The sequence below is a fragment of the Kluyvera georgiana genome, assembly GCF_050990895.1.
GTDB classification, from domain to species: Bacteria; Pseudomonadota; Gammaproteobacteria; order Enterobacterales; family Enterobacteriaceae; genus Kluyvera; species Kluyvera georgiana.
The window spans coordinates 2,946,936-2,963,978 of the sequence record NZ_CP158865.1; the positions used below are offsets into that span (position 1 = coordinate 2,946,936).

General features: G+C 56.0%; 13 protein-coding genes. 5 read left to right on the forward strand and 8 right to left on the reverse strand.

The genetic code is table 11. The features are described from left to right. Positions 1-7: 7 nt before the first annotated feature. Genes lolE through lolC form a run of 3 tightly spaced genes read right to left on the reverse strand, consistent with a single transcriptional unit; the run spans position 8 to position 3,145 of the window. Positions 8-1,252, reverse strand: coding sequence for a lipoprotein-releasing ABC transporter permease subunit LolE (gene lolE, locus ABTW00_RS14065; RefSeq protein WP_433636098.1), 1,245 nt, complete (start codon positions 1,250-1,252; stop codon positions 8-10). Next, the gene (gene lolD, locus ABTW00_RS14070) at positions 1,252-1,953 is read right to left on the reverse strand and encodes a lipoprotein-releasing ABC transporter ATP-binding protein LolD (protein WP_064549182.1); all 702 of its coding nucleotides are present in this window, start codon (positions 1,951-1,953) and stop codon (positions 1,252-1,254) included. The genes lolE and lolD overlap by 1 nt, the downstream gene beginning before the upstream one ends. Further along, positions 1,946-3,145, reverse strand: coding sequence for a lipoprotein-releasing ABC transporter permease subunit LolC (gene lolC / locus ABTW00_RS14075; RefSeq protein WP_433636099.1), 1,200 nt, complete (start codon positions 3,143-3,145; stop codon positions 1,946-1,948). Before lolC ends, lolD begins: the two co-directional genes overlap by 8 nt. Before the next feature lie 173 nt (positions 3,146-3,318). On the opposite strand from lolC, the gene ABTW00_RS14080 reads away from it, so the two are divergent. Further along, a complete protein-coding gene (locus ABTW00_RS14080; RefSeq protein WP_433636101.1) occupies positions 3,319-3,936 on the forward strand; it encodes a DUF2238 domain-containing protein in 618 nt (205 codons plus the stop codon). Positions 3,937-3,985: 49 nt separating this feature from the next. On the opposite strand, the gene ABTW00_RS14085 is transcribed toward ABTW00_RS14080, so the two are convergent. The 3 genes from ABTW00_RS14085 to ABTW00_RS14095 all read right to left on the reverse strand — a co-directional run bounded on the left by ABTW00_RS14085 (position 3,986) and on the right by ABTW00_RS14095 (position 7,116). Continuing rightward, positions 3,986-4,240 carry a SemiSWEET transporter gene (locus ABTW00_RS14085; protein ID WP_064549176.1) on the reverse strand — a complete coding sequence of 85 codons (255 nt, stop codon included), beginning with the start codon at positions 4,238-4,240 and terminating at the stop codon, positions 3,986-3,988. Between the two features lie 2 nt (positions 4,241-4,242). After that, the gene (gene melB, locus ABTW00_RS14090; RefSeq protein WP_064549175.1) at positions 4,243-5,673 is read right to left on the reverse strand and encodes a melibiose:sodium transporter MelB; all 1,431 of its coding nucleotides are present in this window, start codon (positions 5,671-5,673) and stop codon (positions 4,243-4,245) included. An 87-nt stretch (positions 5,674-5,760) separates the two neighbouring features. Next, on the reverse strand, positions 5,761-7,116 hold the full coding sequence (locus tag ABTW00_RS14095; RefSeq protein WP_433636102.1) for an alpha-glucosidase/alpha-galactosidase: 1,356 nt from the start codon (positions 7,114-7,116) through the stop codon (positions 5,761-5,763). A 269-nt stretch (positions 7,117-7,385) separates the two neighbouring features. Between ABTW00_RS14095 and melR the strand changes: the two genes are divergently transcribed. The 4 genes from melR to ABTW00_RS14115 all read left to right on the forward strand — a co-directional run bounded on the left by melR (position 7,386) and on the right by ABTW00_RS14115 (position 14,453). Continuing rightward, complete coding sequence (gene melR, locus ABTW00_RS14100; RefSeq protein ID WP_065356308.1) at positions 7,386-8,312, forward strand: transcriptional regulator MelR; 927 nt, start codon at positions 7,386-7,388, stop codon at positions 8,310-8,312. A gap of 117 nt (positions 8,313-8,429) precedes the next feature. Further along, complete coding sequence (gene mfd, locus ABTW00_RS14105) at positions 8,430-11,876, forward strand: transcription-repair coupling factor (protein WP_433636104.1); 3,447 nt, start codon at positions 8,430-8,432, stop codon at positions 11,874-11,876. 247 nt (positions 11,877-12,123) lie between these two features. Beyond that, positions 12,124-14,301 carry a ferric-rhodotorulic acid/ferric-coprogen receptor FhuE gene (gene fhuE, locus ABTW00_RS14110; RefSeq protein WP_433636105.1) on the forward strand — a complete coding sequence of 726 codons (2,178 nt, stop codon included), beginning with the start codon at positions 12,124-12,126 and terminating at the stop codon, positions 14,299-14,301. Between the two features lie 29 nt (positions 14,302-14,330). Beyond that, positions 14,331-14,453, forward strand: coding sequence for a hypothetical protein (locus ABTW00_RS14115; RefSeq protein ID WP_433636106.1), 123 nt, complete (start codon positions 14,331-14,333; stop codon positions 14,451-14,453). Between the two features lie 55 nt (positions 14,454-14,508). On the opposite strand, the gene ptsG is transcribed toward ABTW00_RS14115, so the two are convergent. Continuing rightward, on the reverse strand, positions 14,509-15,942 hold the full coding sequence (gene ptsG / locus ABTW00_RS14120; protein ID WP_064549167.1) for a PTS glucose transporter subunit IIBC: 1,434 nt from the start codon (positions 15,940-15,942) through the stop codon (positions 14,509-14,511). 302 nt (positions 15,943-16,244) lie between these two features. Next, positions 16,245-17,039: a metal-dependent hydrolase gene (locus ABTW00_RS14125; protein ID WP_065356304.1), complete on the reverse strand. Its 795-nt coding sequence runs from the start codon at positions 17,037-17,039 to the stop codon at positions 16,245-16,247. Positions 17,040-17,043 lie beyond the last annotated feature (4 nt).

A 17,043-nucleotide genomic window follows, 5' to 3' on the forward strand; every position in this document is an offset into this window, starting at 1 on the left:
CGTCAAATTACTGGCCACTCAGCACCCTCGCAGGGTCGATACGGCTGGCGCGGCGGGCGGGATACCAGCTTGCCAGCAGACTCAGCAACAGTGCCGTGACCAGCACATAAACGACATCCAGCCAGTGCAATTCAGACGGCAGGAAGTCGATAAAATAGATGTCACCCGATAAGAATTGATGACCAATAATCTTTTCAATCACCTTAATAATGCCCGTGAGGTACAGCGAAGCGAGCACGCCGATAACCACACCGCAAAGACTGCCCAACAGGCCAGCCAATAAACCATACCACACGAAAATTGCGCGAATCAGCCCGTCTTTGGCGCCCAATGTGCGCAGGACCGCAATATCGCTACTTTTATCTTTCACGGCCATCACTAACGTCGACACGATGTTAAAACAGGCCACGCCGATCACCAGCACCATCGCCAGATACATGATCGCGCGGATCATCTGAATGTCGCGATACATATAGCCGTAGGTGCCGATCCAGCTCTTGATATAGACGTAGTTATTCGTGACCTCGCCCGCGTCGCGCACCAGCTTGTTGGCGTTAAACACGTCGTTCACTTTAATGGCGATACCGGAGATGCTTTCCCCCATGTCCAGATACTGCTGGGCATCCTGCATCGGAATCATGGCGAAGCTGTGGTCGAGCTGGCCGCTCAGCTGGAGAATACCGATGACGTGCAGGCGTACGCGTTTTGGCTGCAGCAGCTTATGCTCGGGATTCGAGTTGGGGATCATGATAGACACCCAGTCGCCGGCTTTCACCTTCAGCGCATCGGCGACGCCTTTGCCGAGGATAATTTGCTGCGCCCCGGCCTTAAAGTTTGCCCAGGCATCCGCCTGAACAAAGCGCGGCAGTGCGCTCAGTTTACTCTCCTGCTGCGGATCCACACCTTTCACCTGAATGGCGCGCAGGTTGCTACCGCTCTCTACCAGCCCGGTAAAGTTGATGTACGGCGCGGCGGCCTCTATGCCTTTCACCGCTTCAACTTTCGGCAGCACGTTCTGCCAGTGGTTCCACGGCGGGTTGACCGCTTCGATTTCACCGTGCGGCACCACCGCAAGAATGCGGTTATTCAGCTCGCGCTCGAAGCCGTTCATCGCGCTCAGGCCGACGATCAGCACCGCGACGCCCAACGCAATGCCCACGGTGGAGATAACCGAAATCAGCGACACCATGCCGCTGCGTCGACGTCCGCGGCTAAAGCGCAGGCCAATCAGTAACGACAGCGAAGGAGCCATTAATGCGCTCCCATCAGGGTCAGTTGGTCGCTCAGGTGGCCGTCACGCATCTCCAGCTGACGCCCCATGCGTTTCGCCAGCTGCAGGTCGTGGGTCACCACCAGGAAGGCCGTGCCCTGAGACTGGTTCAGCTCGCCGAGCAGTTTGAAAATGCTGTCGGCGTTTTTGGCATCGAGGTTACCGGTGGGTTCATCCGCCAGCACCAGACGCGGGTTATTAACCAGCGCACGGGCAATCGCCACGCGCTGACGTTCACCGCCGGACAGCTCCGAAGGACGGTGATTCGCACGGTGTGCCAGCCCAACCGCTTTCAGCATCTCCAGCGCACGCGAGTTGATCTCAGCGGCTTTCTTTTTGCCAATCAGCAGCGGCATAGCCACGTTTTCCAGCGCGGTGAAATCCGGCAGCAGGTGGTGGAACTGGTAGATGAAACCCAGCTTCTGGTTACGCAGCTCGGCCTTTGCCGCCGAAGAGAGTTTGCTCATTGGCTGGCCGCTGAAAATGACGTCGCCGCTGGTGGGCGTATCCAGCCCGCCCAGAAGGTGTAGTAGCGTACTTTTCCCGGAACCCGAAGTACCGACGATGGCCATCATTTCACCCTCGCCCACGCTGAAGCTAACGTTGTGTAGCACGTCAGTCTGCACCGAGCCTTCCTGATAGCGTTTGCACAGGTTGTCGCATTGCAACAGGATCTTATTCATAACGTAAAGCCTCAGCGGGTTGAGTGGCGGCAGCGCGCCAGGAAGGGTACAACGTTGACAGCAGCGCCAGGGCCATCGCCACCAGCGCAATCACGATAACCTGCAGCGGCTCAATGGCAACCGGCAACGCCGCACCGTCGAGGAACGCGCCGATAATCGGCATTAAATTATTGAGCTGGCTGGCGAGCAGCACGCCAAGCACCGCGCCAAGTACCGCGCCAATGATGCCCGCGCTGGCCCCCTGCACCATAAAGACGGTGAGGATCTGCCGCGGCGTCAGCCCTTGCGTTTGCAGAATCGCCACTTCGCCCTGCTTCTCCATGACCATCAGCCCCAGCGAGGTGATGATGTTAAACGCGGCGACCGCGACGATCAGGCTCAGCAGCAGCCCCATCATGTTTTTTTCCATCCGCACGGCCTGGAACAGCTCGCCTTTACGCTCGCGCCAGTCCTGCCATTTGGTGCCTTCCGGCAGCGTTTGCTGGCTGAGGGTATCCACCTGCAGCGGTTTATCCAGCCACAGGCGCCAGCCGGTAATGTTGCCCAGCGGGTAGAGCATCAGGCGGGAAGCGTCCTGAATATTGACCAGCATCTGGTAGCCATCGACTTCGCTGTTGGCAGCGAAAGTGCCAATCACCGTAAACAGACGCTGGCTCGGCAGACGCCCCATCGGGGTGAACTGGCTGGCAGATGGCACCATCACGCGGATTTGATCGCCGCGATTGACGCCTAACTGGCCCGCCAGCTGCTCGCCGAGAATCACGTTGTATTTTCCGGCGCTGAGGTCAGTTTGCTTCACGTTCACCAGATACGGTGTCAGCGGGTCGGCCTTCGCGGGGTCAATCCCCAACATCACCCCTACCGAAACGCTGCGTGCGCTTTGCAGCACCACATCACCGGTCGTCAGCGGCGCAATACGGCTCACACCCTGCAGCTTCACGCTCGATTCCGGAATTTTTTGTGGGTTAAGAGAGCCTTGTTCAGCGCTCAGAATGGCCTGCGGCATCAGCCCCAGTATGTTGTTTTGCAGCTCGCGTTCAAAGCCGTTCATCACCGAGAGGACGGTGACCAGCGCCATTACGCCAAGCGTAATGCCGATTGTCGACAGCCAGGAAACAAAGCGACCGAAGCGGTCCGCTGCTCGCCCACGCATGTAGCGCAGGCCGATAAATAGTGCGACAGGTTGATACATGTAATCCGTCTGGTTGCTGATAGCAGAAGCACGAGTATATAAGCGAAAGCACAATGGGTAAATGACTGAACCGTAAGCGCAAGGCTGACAATTCAGCGTCAGGCAACAGGAATGTTGAAATTTTCAGCGACGCGGTCAATAGTGATGTTTTCTTAACGTTTCGCGAAAGACTGATGAACCACACCGTTAACCCTCTGATATTGCGCGCAGGCGCCCTACTGCTGGGCCTCTTTCTGGTTTATACCGGCGTTAGCGCCGTTGAAAAAACGACCTGGCTGATGGAGGTTACGCCGGTAATTATCGTCGTTCCGTTGTTGCTTTTTACCGCTCAGCGCTATCCGCTGACACCGCTGCTGTACGCGCTGATTTTCTGCCACGCCATGATTTTGATGGTCGGCGGTCAGTATACCTACGCGAAAGTGCCTATCGGTTTTGATGTACAGGAATGGTTCAACCTGAGCCGCAACCCTTATGACAAGCTTGGCCACTTTTTCCAGGGGCTGGTACCTGCGCTGGCGGCGCGCGAAATCTTGCTGCGGGGGGAGATCGTTCGGGGCCGTAAAATGTTGGCATTTCTGGTGTGCTGCGTGGCGCTGGCCATTAGCGCCACCTATGAGCTGATTGAATGGTGGGCCGCACTGGCAATGGGGCAAGGCGCGGATGATTTCCTCGGCACGCAGGGCGACCCGTGGGATACGCAATCGGATATGTTCTGCGCCCTGCTTGGCGCACTGACGACGGTGCTTCTCCTTGCTCGCTGGCATAATCGGCAGTTAAAGGCTATCGGATAACACGAATGCCGATCCGGCCTACAGGATGCCTCCTGTAGGCCGATCTTCGCTATCCTCGACGCAGCTTAATGATCAGAATCGGCATCGCGAACACCAGCGTCAGAAAATTCGCCATGCTCACGGCCATATCCTCAATCATCACGCCGTAGACTAACCACATCACCAGCCCACACACGAACATTACGTACATCAGACCCGAAATGCCCTGGGTATTGCGAGTGGCGATAACCTTAATGGCCTGCGGCAAAAAAGAGAGCGTGGTCAGGCAAGCGGCCAGATAGCCAATCCATGATGCCCATTCCATGATTACGCCTTCACGTCACGGGCTACGCTCGCCACGCTAACCGGTTTTTCCAGCACCACGGCGGGCGATGGCGTTTTACGATACTTATCCAACAGGTGAATCTGAATTTTACGCAAGGCATCGCCATTCAAGCGGTAGTAGCGGAAATACAGCACCAGCGTCATGATGAAAAACAGTGCCGGTAACGCAATCATAATGAACTGCATGCCCTGAACGGTTTGCGCTGACTGCGCCACGTTTGGGGTATAGCCGATGATCCCCAGCACCACGGCGATAAAGAAAGCCGCAAATGCCGAACCGCCCTTCACCACCATCGTCTGTACCGAGTAGGCGATGCTTTCACAGCGAACGTTAAGCTTGTACTCGCCATAGTCGACGGTATCCGCCACCATGATCACCTGGAGAACCCAGAACAGCGCGGTGCCCACGTTGAGGAATACCCCGGCTACGATAATCAGCGGCGCGTTGTGATACCCCGCCAGCGCCATCGCAAACAGCCCGATGCAGCTGATCACCGGCAAAATTGACGCCCCGGCCCACAGCACGCGTCTCGACAGCGCGTTCACCAGCCGCGGGAACAGAATCAGAGTGAGTAAATTCGCCGCGCCTGCGTAGGAAAGGTAGTACGGGAACAGAGACGCATCGCCGATAACGTAGGTGAAGTAGTAAATCGCAAAACCGGTAATAATGTTTGAGGCAATGTTGTAAGCCAGCGCCATCCCCAACAGGCAGGAGAGCTGATCGTTTTTGTAAATCAGCGCTACAATCCCCTTTAGCGTCAGACGCGCGCTATCCGTGCTCGCATCGCTGTCGGAGGAAAAGACTTCATGCACGTTGCGCAGTGTGACAAAGGTCGAGGCGATAAAGAAAGCAATCAGCACCAACGTAAACATCTGGAAACCAAAACCGCGATCCGCACCGCCGACGGCATCTACGAACGGTAGCGTAATGCCTGCCGTCACAAATCCAGCGAGGCTGGCGAAGAAACGCGGATACGGCACCAGTTGCTCACGTTCGCGCTTATCAAGGGTAATGGTCGGCACCAGTGACCAGAAAGGAATATCCATAATGGTGTAGGTCATCCCCCACAGTATGTAGGTGACGCAGACAAACACGACCTGCGCGGTGCCTTCGAACAGATGCGCGCTGAACAGTAAAAACAGAATAAGCGAGTTCGCGAGCGTGCCGATAAGGATCCACGGCTTGAATTTTCCCCATCGCGTTCGCGTGGCGTTCACTATCCATCCCATGATGGGGTCGTTAATCGCATCCCAGATGCGTGCCACAAGGAAAAGCGTGCCCACCAGACCAACCGACAATCCGACCACATCGGTGTAGTAATACATCAGATACATATAAACAATGCCGATGGCAAAATCCTTACCAAACGCACCGAATCCGTAACTGAGTTTTGTTGTCAGAGAGATGCTCATAGGGTACCGGGTCACTGTTACCAGCGCCCGCCTTCTGTTAAGAGTCAGAGGTAAAGCGCCGGATACTTTGCCCGGCGCCGTCTTTTTTTAGCGGTGCAGCCATGCGGGCAGCCAATCACCGTGGGCGGCAATCAGGTCATCCACCAGCGCATAAATCTCTTCGATGCCCAGTACAGCGGCGGTGTGTGGGTCCATCATCACCGCGTGATAAACACGATCGCGGTTTTCCGTCAGGATGGCCTCCGTCAACAGCGTCTGCACATTGATATTGGTCTGCATCATCGCCGCCAGATGTGCGGGAATCGCCCCGACTTTGGTCGGCTGAATGCCGTTCGCATCCACCAGGCAGGCAACCTCCACGCAGCTGCCCTGCGGCAGGTTATCAATCAGACCGTCGTTACGTACGTTGCCATAAATGACGCTCGGTTCTCCGGTCCACAGGGCGTTCATAATGGTGCTGGCGTATTCTCTCGAGGGTTTAATATCAATACGTTCAGCGGTCTTGTACTCTTCCAACTCCTTATGCCAGTTTGCCAGCTGCTCGACGCAACGTTTAGGGTATTCATCCAGCGGTACCTTGTAGCGTTCAATCAGATCCTCGCGTCCCGGCTTAATAAACCACGGCGTATATTCGGCAAAATGCTCGGATGATTCGGTGACAAAGTAGCCCAGCTTTTTAAACATTTCATAGCGCACGATGTTCTGGCAGCGCGTATTGCCATGAATATTCGGCTTCGGAGCCTGGCCCGCAGCATAGGCAGCCAACAGTTCCGGGTAGAGACTGACGTACTCGCCGTCGGCGGTTTTTCGCTCCAGCTCAAGATAGAACGCCATGTGGTTGATACCCGCGCAGCGATAGCGTAACGAGGCCGGGTCAATATCGAGATCGCGTGCCAGCTCTTCCGCCGTCCCCTGAACCGAATGGCACAGCCCCACCTGCTTGATATGCGGGTAACGCGCGTACATCGCCCAGGTGTTCATCGCCATCGGGTTGACGTAGTTAAGCATGGTGGCATTCGGGCACAGCTCGCTCATATCCTCACAAATCTGCCAGAGATGCGGGATGGTCCGCAGCGCTCGCATAATGCCGCCCGGCCCAAGCGTATCGGCGATCGTTTGTTCCAGGCCGTGGCGTTTACACACCTCGAAGTCGGTCACCGTACAGGGTTCATAGCCGCCAATCTGGAAGGCGACGACCACAAAGTCCGCGCCCTGTAATGCCGCGCGCTGGTCGGTATGACAGGTAATATGGCCAGAAGCACCAGCCGAATCCATCAGCTTGCGCACCACGATGTGCGACTCTTCCAGCCGCTTGGTGTCGATATCCATGAGCGCAATATGCGCGGACTTCAGCGCTTCGCGATGAAAAACATCGCCGAGGATATTTTTGACAAAAATCGTCGACCCGGCGCCGATAAACGTAATTTTGGGTGCTGTCATCATGACTCTCCAGAACAATAAGTGGACGAGAACATGGTGGCATGCGGTACTCGGGAAAACTTCCACCTTCCGCGATGAGCATTCCCATAAACTCAGATCGGCGTCTGGGTAATGGGAGATCTGAGTTTTTGGGAATAAATGAGCGCAAAAGCAGAGTATACGGCCTGAAATACCGGTTACTATTAGGCTAAGCGATGGATTTTACAGCCGACTTCCCGGTTGACGTCTCCCCGCGCTGACATCATTCTGATAAATCAGGAAACGGAGCCGCCATGAGCAACGCGCCAATCTCTCATCTCCCGCCCGATCCGCATATGTGTAACGGCGATGAAAAGCAGACCCGTAGCCCACTATCACTCTATTCGGAATACCAGCGTCTTGATGTTGAACTGCGTCCACCGCACGCCATGCCCGCCAGCCACTGGCACGGACAGGTCGAAGTGAACGTGCCATTTGATGGTGACGTCGAATACCTGATCAACAATGAAGTCGTGCAGATAAAACAGGGACATATCACCCTGTTCTGGGCCTGTACGCCGCACCAGCTCACCCGCCCAGGTCATTGTCAGCAGATGGCGATTTTCAGCCTCCCTATGCATTTGTTCCTCTCCTGGCCGCTGGACCGCGAACTGGTGAACTACGTCACCCACGGCATGGTGATAAAGTCGCTCGCCACTCAACAGCTGAGCGCCTTTGAAGTGACCCGCTGGCAGCAGGAGCTCGCCAGCCCAAATGAACAGGTTCGTCAGTTGGCCATCGATGAAATCGCCCTGATGCTTAAGCGTTTTAGCCTCTCCGGCTGGCAGCCCATCCTGCTGAATAAAACCTCACGCACGCATAAAAACAGCGTCTCGCGCCACGCGCAGTTTTACGTCAGCCAGATGCTTGGGTTTATTGCTGATAACTATGATCAGGCGTTAACCATCAATGATGTTGCCGAACACGTAAAGCTGAACGCCAACTACGCGATGGGCATTTTCCAGCGCGTCATGCAGCTCACCTTAAAGCAGTACATTACGGCGATGCGCATCAACCACGTTCGCGCGCTATTGAGCGATACGGATAAAACCATCATCGACGTAGCGATGACGGCGGGTTTTCGTTCCAGTAGCCGTTTTTACAGCACCTTCAGTAAATTGGTCGGGATGTCGCCACAGCAGTACCGCAAGCTCAGCCAGCAGAAGAAGCAAATGATCTGAAACGCGCAAGCGCCGCATTTTCAGCGGTTGCACTCCCGCCGCCATCACGGATAATAAGTACAGCAAATTTATATTATTACCGTGGAAATACGGCCATCTGGAGAACGTGCGCTGACTATGCCTGAACTTGCCCGTTATGCCCTACCGACAAAACCCGGGGACCAGCGCCTGCTTGGTGAACTGACCGGCGCGGCCTGCGCGACGCTGGTGGCGGATATCGCTGAACGTCATGCGGGGCCGGTGGTGTTGATCGCCCCGGATATGCAAAATGCCCTGCGCCTGCACGATGAAATTACCCAGTTTACCGACAGCCTGGTGATGAACCTGGCCGACTGGGAAACGTTGCCCTACGACAGCTTCTCACCGCATCAGGATATTATCTCTTCGCGCCTGTCGACGCTCTACCAGCTGCCGACCATGCAGCGTGGCGTATTGATCGTGCCGGTCAGCACGTTGATGCAGCGCGTCTGCCCGCACAGTTTCCTGCACGGCCACGCGCTGGTGATGAAAAAAGGCCAGCGCCTGTCGCGCGATGCCCTGCGCAGCCAGCTCGACAGCGCGGGCTACCGTCACGTCGATCAGGTAATGGAGCACGGTGAATACGCTACCCGCGGCGCGCTGCTGGATCTCTACCCAATGGGCAGCGAGCAGCCCTATCGCCTTGACTTCTTCGATGATGAAATCGACAGCCTGCGCGTCTTTGACGTCGACAGCCAGCGTACGCTGGAAGAGGTTGAGGCCATTAACCTGCTGCCCGCCCACGAATTCCCGACCGACAAAACCGCTATCGAGCTGTTCCGCAGCCAGTGGCGCGATAAGTTTGAGGTCAAACGTGATGCCGAGCATATCTACCAGCAGGTCAGTAAAGGCACGCTGCCTGCCGGGATCGAATACTGGCAGCCGCTCTTCTTCAGCGAGCCGCTACCCGCGCTGTTCAGCTATTTCCCGGCCAATACCCTGCTGGTGAATACCGGTGACGTTGAGGCCAGCGCCAACCGTTTCCAGGCTGACGCGCAGGCGCGTTTTGAAAACCGGGGCGTGGATCCGATGCGCCCGCTGCTGCCTCCTGCAACGCTGTGGCTGCGTACCGAAGAGCTGAACAGCGAGCTGAAAAAATGGCCGCGCATCCAGCTCAAAACCGAGCATCTGGCAGACAAAGCGGCGAATACCAACCTCGGCTTCCAGCCGCTGCCGGACCTCTCCGTCCAGGCGCAAAACAAATCGCCGCTGGATAACCTGCGTAAGTTTATCGAGTCCTTTAGCGGGCCGGTGGTCTTCTCGGTAGAGAGCGAGGGTCGCCGCGAAGCGTTAGGCGAACTGTTGGCGCGGATCAAGCTGTCGCCAAAACGTATTCAACGGCTGGATGAAGCGAGCGGTAAAGGTCACTATCTGATGATAGGCGCCGCCGAGCACGGCTTTATCGATACGCAGCATAACCTGGCGCTGATTTGCGAAAGCGACCTGCTGGGCGAGCGCGTGGCGCGTCGCCGTCAGGATGCCCGGCGGACCATTAACCCGGATACCCTGATTCGCAACCTGGCAGAGCTGCACATCGGCCAGCCGGTGGTGCATCTTGAGCACGGCGTGGGGCGCTACGGCGGAATGACGACCCTGGAAGCAGGCGGCATCACCGCCGAGTATCTGATCCTCACCTACGCCAACGACGCCAAGCTGTACGTACCGGTCTCCTCATTGCACCTGATTAGCCGCTACGCTGGCGGTGCGGAAGAGAACGCGCCGCTGCACAAACTGGGCGGCGATGCCTGGAGCCGCGCGCGGCAAAAAGCGGCGGAAAAAGTGCGCGATGTGGCCGCGGAGCTGCTGGATATCTACGCTCAGCGCGCGGCGAAAGAAGGCTTTGCCTTCAAACACGATCGTGAACAGTATCAGCTGTTCTGCGACAGCTTCCCATTTGAAACGACACCGGACCAGGCACAGGCGATCAACGCGGTGCTCAGCGACATGTGCCAGCCGCTGGCGATGGATCGTCTGGTGTGCGGCGACGTTGGCTTTGGTAAAACCGAGGTCGCCATGCGCGCCGCCTTCCTCGCGGTCGAGAACCACAAACAGGTTGCGGTGCTAGTGCCGACGACCCTGCTAGCGCAGCAGCACTATGATAACTTCCGCGACCGTTTCGCCAACTGGCCGGTGCGCATTGAGATGCTTTCCTGCTTCCGCAGCGCCAAAGAGCAGACGCAGATTCTGGCCGAAGCCGCCGAGGGTAAAATTGATATTCTGATCGGAACCCACAAGCTGCTGCAAAGCGACGTGAAGCTACGCGATCTGGGGCTGCTGATCGTCGATGAAGAGCATCGCTTCGGCGTGCGCCACAAAGAGCGCATTAAGGCGATGCGCGCCGACGTCGACATTCTGACGCTCACCGCCACGCCTATTCCGCGAACCCTGAATATGGCAATGAGCGGCATGCGCGATCTGTCGATTATTGCCACCCCGCCCGCCCGCCGTCTGGCGGTCAAAACCTTCGTCCGTGAGTACGATAGTCTGGTGGTGCGCGAAGCGATTCTGCGTGAAACGCTGCGCGGCGGTCAGGTTTACTACCTGTACAACGATGTCGAGAATATTCAGAAAGCCGCCGACAGGCTGGCGGAACTGGTGCCGGAAGCGCGTATCGCCATCGGTCATGGCCAGATGCGCGAACGCGAACTGGAACGGGTGATGAACGATTTCCACCACCAGCGCTTCAACGTGCTGGTGTGTACCACCATCATTGAGACCGGTATCGACATTCCTACCGCCAATACCATCATCATCGAACGCGCCGACCACTTTGGTCTGGCACAGCTGCATCAGCTACGTGGACGCGTGGGGCGTTCGCACCACCAGGCCTATGCCTGGCTGCTGACGCCGCATCCGAAAGCCATGACCCCAGACGCCCAGAAACGTCTGGAAGCCATCGCCTCGCTGGAAGATTTGGGCGCAGGTTTTGCGCTCGCCACCCACGACCTCGAAATTCGCGGTGCGGGCGAGCTGCTGGGCGAAGGGCAAAGCGGGCAGATGGAGTCCATTGGCTTCTCGCTGTACATGGAGATGCTGGAAAACGCCGTCGATGCGCTAAAAGAGGGTCGTGAACCGTCGCTGGAGGATTTAACCAGCCAGCAAACCGAAGTTGAGCTGCGTATGCCGTCGCTGTTGCCGGATGATTTTATCCCGGACGTCAACACGCGCCTCTCCTTCTACAAGCGGATTGCCAGCGCAAAGAATGAAAACGAGCTGGAAGAGATCAAGGTCGAGCTGATCGACCGCTTCGGTCTACTGCCGGATGCTGCGCGTAATCTGCTGGATATCGCCCGCCTACGTCAGCAGGCGCAAAAGCTGGGGATCCGCAAGCTGGAAGGCAACGAGAAAGGCGGCGTGATTGAGTTTGCCGAGAAGAATCACGTCAATCCGACGTGGCTGATTGGTCTACTGCAGAAACAGCCGCAGCACTTCCGCCTCGACGGCCCGACGCGCCTGAAGTTCTTCCAGGAACTGGGTGAGCGTAAAACGCGGATGGACTGGGTTCGCCAGTTTATGCGTCAACTGGAAGAAAACGCCCTCGCCTGAACGAAATAACATACTGATTCCTTTATTTTTTTATCCTTATACGGCCGCTGTTGCGGCCGTATTGCTTTCTCGTCATTCCTGAAATCGCGTTTCATTCTGGCCCATTCTCATTCTGACTTTTGTTTACATTGAAATAAAAATGCGTATATTTCTCATTTGCATTCATTTATGCATGTGCGTTGGCCTGTAACACGACCGTCACCACAGAGCGGCGGACAAAAATAATGACTATTGATTAAGGGTTTATATGTCTCACTCTTCGAACATCCGCAGCGGCCGCCTGGCGCCGTCAATGCTGGCAATGGGCATCGCGCTCGCGTTGTCACCGGGCTTAAGCTTTGCCGCCAGTGAAGATACCATTGTCGTTGACGGCACCAGCAATACGGGCAGCGATAGCGAAACGCAGGACTACAGCGTGAAAACCACCACTGCCGGCACGAAGATGCAGATGGTCCAACGCGATATTCCTCAGTCGGTCACCATCGTCAGCGAACAGCGGATGCAGGATCAGCAGTTGCAAACGCTGGGCGATGTGATGAACAACACCATGGGCATTACCAGCAGCCAGGCCGACTCCGACCGTACCAGCTACTTCTCTCGCGGCTTTGAAATTGACAACTATATGGTCGACGGGATCCCGACCTATTTTGAATCCCGCTGGAACCTCGGCGATGCCCTTTCCGATACCGCGTTGTTTGAACGCGTAGAAGTGGTGCGCGGCGCGAACGGCCTGATGACAGGGACAGGCAATCCTTCTGCCGCCATCAACATGGTCCGCAAACATGCCACCAGCCGCGAGTTTACCGGCAACCTTTCGGCCGAATACGGCAGCTGGAATAAACAGCGCTACGTTGCCGACCTGCAAAGTCCGCTGACCGAAGACGGTAAAGTGCGTGCGCGTATCGTGGCTGGCTATCAGAACAACGATTCCTGGCTCGACCGTTATAACAACGACAAAACCTTCTTCTCCGGCATTCTCGATGCCGATCTTGGCGATACCACCAGCCTCTCCGTTGGCTATGAATATCAACGTATTGATATCAATAGCCCAACCTGGGGCGGCCTACCGCGCTGGAATACCGACGGCAGCACTAACCATTACGATCGCGCACACAGTACGTCACCGGATTGGGCCTACAACGACAAAGACATTAATAAGGTCTTTATGACGCTGACGCAGCGCTTTGCCGATACCTGGCAGGCAACGCTGAATGCCACCCACTCCGAAGTGAAATTCGACAGTAAAATGATGTACATCGATGCCTACGTGAACAAAGCCGACGGTTCTCTGGTTGGTCCGTACAGCAACTACGGCCCAGGCTATGACTACGTGGGCGGGACCGGGTGGAACAGCGGCAAGCGCAAAGTGGATGCTGTCGATCTGTACACCGATGGCAGCTACGATCTGTTTGGCCGTCAGCACAACCTGATGTTCGGCGGCAGCTATAGCAAACAAAATAACCGTTACTTCAGCGCCTGGGACAACGTCTTCCCGGATCAAATAGGTAACTTTGATAATTTCAACAGCGCCAGCTTCCCGGAAACCAACTGGACCTCGCAGAGCCTGGCGCAGGACGATACCACGCGCATGAAGTCGCTGTATGCCGCCACTCGTTTTTCGCTGGCCGACCCGCTGCATCTGATTATCGGCGCGCGTTATACCAACTGGAGCGTCAGCACGCTGTCCTACAATATGGAGCAAAATCACACCACGCCGTACGCGGGCCTGGTGTATGACATCAATGATAACTGGTCAACCTACGCCAGCTATACCTCCATCTTCCAGCCGCAAAACGACAAAGACAGTTCCGGTAAATACCTGAAGCCGATTACCGGCAACAACTACGAGGTGGGTCTGAAATCCGACTGGATGGACAGTCGCCTGACCACGACCCTGTCCGTGTTCCGCATTGAGCAGGATAACCTGGGGCAGTCGACCGGTGTGCCGATTGCCGGCAGCAACGGCGAAATCGCCTACACTACCGTCGACGGCACCGTCAGCAAAGGCGTAGAGTTTGAAATTAACGGCGCGCTCACCGATAACTGGCAGATGACCTTCGGGGCCACCCGCTACGTGGCGGAAGACAGCGATGGCAAGGCGGTAAACCCGAATCTGCCGCGCACCACCGTGAAGATGTTTACTCGCTATCGTCTGCCGATGATGCCGGATCTGACCGTCGGTGGCGGCGTGAACTGGCAGAACCGGGTGTACAAAGATACCGTGACGCCATTCGGCACCTTCCGCGCCGAGCAAGGCAGCTATGCGCTGGTGGATTTATTCACCCGCTACCAGGTCACCAAAAACTTTGCCCTACAGGGCAATATCAACAACCTGTTTGATAAAACCTACGATACCAATATCGACGGTTCTATCGTTTACGGTGAACCACGCAACGTGAGCATTACCGCCAGCTATCAGTTCTGATTTAATTGCCAGACAAAAAAGGGAGCCTTGTGGCTCCCTTTTTTGTCTGCCTGAGCATCGCGGGCACAGACGTGCCTCGTCAGAGCTACAGCTTCCTGGTAGCCCGTCCAGGCGAAGCGCCGCCGGGAGCGGCTCCCATCCGGCAGACGTAAAAAAGGCAGCCATTCGGCTGCCTTAGTCTCCCCAAATTTTCGACTTCGAAATAACTTAGTTATTGCGAATATAGTCGTCCATCTCGGTTTTCAGGTTATCGGATTTGGTCCCGAAAATCGCCTGAACGCCGGAACCTGCAACAACCACACCCGCAGCGCCCAGTTTCTTCAGGCCAGCCTGATCCACTTTGGCGACGTCGGCTACGCTGACGCGCAGACGGGTGATACAAGCGTCGAGGTTGGTGATGTTTTCTTTACCGCCGAAGGCTGCAATCAGCGCCGGAGCCATTTCACTGGTTGCGCCCGCTTTGGATTCTTCAGTGGTGTCTTCACGACCCGGCGTTTTCAGATCCAGTGCTTTAATCAGCACGCGGAAGATAACGTAGTATACGATCGCATAGCAAATACCGACAATCGGGAACAGCCACAGCTTGCTGCTGTTACCGGACAGAACGATAAAGTCGATCAGACCGTGAGAGAACGAAGTACCGTCACGCATACCCAGCAGGATACAGATCGGGAACGCCAGACCCGCCAGAATCGCGTGGATAACGTACAGGATCGGCGCAACGAACATGAAGGAGAACTCGATCGGCTCGGTGATACCGGTCAGGAACGAGGTCAGCGCTGCGGAGATCATGATACCGCCCACTTTCGCGCGGTTCTCTGGTTTAGCAGAGTGCCAGATAGCGATAGCCGCTGCCGGCAGACCGTACATTTTGAACAGGAAGCCACCGGACAGTTTGCCCGCAGTCGGGTCGCCCGCCATGTAACGCGGGATGTCGCCGTGGAATACCTGACCTGCCGCGTTGGTGTATTCGCCGATCTGCATCTGGAAAGGAACGTTCCAGATATGGTGCAGACCGAACGGCACCAGGCAACGCTCGATGAAGCCGTAGATACCGAACGCGACAACCGGGTTCTGGTAAGCAGCCCACTGAGAGAAGGTCTGGATAGCGGTACCGATTGGCGGCCAGATGAAGGACAGGATCACGCCGGTAAAGATAGCGGCCAGACCTGAGATGATCGGTACAAAGCGCTTGCCCGCGAAGAAGCCCAGATATTCTGGCAGCTTAATGCGGTAGAAGCGGTTGAACATGTACGCAGCGATAGCACCAGAGATAATACCGCCGAGCACACCGGTATCAGCCAGGTGTTTAGCGGCAATTTCTTCAGCCGGTAAGTGCAGTACCAGCGGCGCAACCACAGCCATGGTTTTCACCATGATGCCATAAGCGACGACTGAGGCCAGTGCGGATACGCCATCGTTATTGGTGAAGCCTAACGCCACACCGATAGCGAAGATAAGCGGCATGTTAGCAAAAACAGAACCGCCTGCTTCTGCCATAACATGAGAAACGACGGCTGGCAGCCAGCTGAAGTTTGCGGAACCGACGCCCAGCAGGATACCTGCGATAGGCAGCACGGAAACCGGCAGCATCAGCGATTTACCGACCTTCTGCAGGTTAGCAAATGCATTCTTAAACATAATAAGGAGTGCTCCTGAGTTTTTTGTACTTTTATCTACGTTTTCACGCATCGGTGAGAGGGGAGAGACTCACCAGGGACAGGACATCTAAGTGCCCTTTTTATTTATTACACAGAGTAAAATAAATCCCCGCGATTTTGTTTGACGGTTATCACGTTTCAAAGAGCTATGGCGAAAAAACCTAATCTTCTTTACAGAAAACGTGTCTGTATGTTGCAAGATTAACATTCACCGCCACTTTTACGGCGGTGAACTGTACTCGCTTTAACCATTAATTACGAGCAATAAAATAAGCTCGGAAATCAGGCGGATTGCAGACGCGCGGGATCGATATGGAAGAGAGTCGAGAAGTTTTCAGTGGTCTGCTGCGCCAGCTGTTCAACGCTTACGCCCTTCAGCACCGCCATGTACTCAGCGACATCACGCACCATCGCCGGCTGATTTTCTTTACCGCGATGCGGTACCGGCGCCAGATAAGGCGAATCGGTCTCGACCAGCAGCCTGTCCAGCGGGACATAGCGCGCGGCTTCGCGCAGTTGCTCCGCATTACGGAAGGTCACAATCCCGGAAAAGGAGATATAGAACCCCATATCCAACAGCTTGCCTGCGGTCTCCACGTCTTCAGTGAAACAGTGTAGTACACCGCCGCAATCCGTCACTTTTTCTTCTCGCAGGATAGCCAGCGTATCGGCGCGGGCGTCACGGGTATGGACGATCACCGGCTTATTCAGCTCACGGCCAATCTGAATATGGTGACGGAACGACAGCTGCTGCTGCGGTTTGGTTTCCGGCGTATAGAAGTAGTCAAGGCCGGTTTCGCCCATTGCGACCACGCCCTCTTCTGCCGCCAGACGGCGCAGCTCTTCAACATCGTACGGTTCATCCTGATTGAGCGGATGCACGCCGCAGGAAAAGACCACTTCCGGGCGATTGCCCACCAGCTCACGCATACGATGATAGCCCGGCAGCGTCGTCGCCACCGCCAGGGCAAAGCGGACGTCGCGCGCGGCGGCTTTCGCCATCACGTCATCCACGTCTTTATGCAGGGATTGATAATCAAGGCCATCGAGATGGCAATGCGAGTCGACTAAAAACATGATG

What these genes read in the sequence shown, in the direction of transcription:
- lolE (WP_433636098.1), bottom strand. Translation starts at nt 1,252, where the DNA reads ATGGCTCCTTCGCTGTCGTTACTGATTGGCCTGCGCTTTAGCCGCGGA.
- lolD (WP_064549182.1), bottom strand. Translation starts at nt 1,953, where the DNA reads ATGAATAAGATCCTGTTGCAATGCGACAACCTGTGCAAACGCTATCAG.
- lolC (WP_433636099.1), bottom strand. Translation starts at nt 3,145, where the DNA reads ATGTATCAACCTGTCGCACTATTTATCGGCCTGCGCTACATGCGTGGG.
- ABTW00_RS14080 (WP_433636101.1), top strand. Translation starts at nt 3,319, where the DNA reads ATGAACCACACCGTTAACCCTCTGATATTGCGCGCAGGCGCCCTACTG.
- ABTW00_RS14085 (WP_064549176.1), bottom strand. Translation starts at nt 4,240, where the DNA reads ATGGAATGGGCATCATGGATTGGCTATCTGGCCGCTTGCCTGACCACG.
- melB (WP_064549175.1), bottom strand. Translation starts at nt 5,673, where the DNA reads ATGAGCATCTCTCTGACAACAAAACTCAGTTACGGATTCGGTGCGTTT.
- ABTW00_RS14095 (WP_433636102.1), bottom strand. Translation starts at nt 7,116, where the DNA reads ATGATGACAGCACCCAAAATTACGTTTATCGGCGCCGGGTCGACGATT.
- melR (WP_065356308.1), top strand. Translation starts at nt 7,386, where the DNA reads ATGAGCAACGCGCCAATCTCTCATCTCCCGCCCGATCCGCATATGTGT.
- mfd (WP_433636104.1), top strand. Translation starts at nt 8,430, where the DNA reads ATGCCTGAACTTGCCCGTTATGCCCTACCGACAAAACCCGGGGACCAG.
- fhuE (WP_433636105.1), top strand. Translation starts at nt 12,124, where the DNA reads ATGTCTCACTCTTCGAACATCCGCAGCGGCCGCCTGGCGCCGTCAATG.
- ptsG (WP_064549167.1), bottom strand. Translation starts at nt 15,942, where the DNA reads ATGTTTAAGAATGCATTTGCTAACCTGCAGAAGGTCGGTAAATCGCTG.
- ABTW00_RS14125 (WP_065356304.1), bottom strand. Translation starts at nt 17,039, where the DNA reads ATGTTTTTAGTCGACTCGCATTGCCATCTCGATGGCCTTGATTATCAA.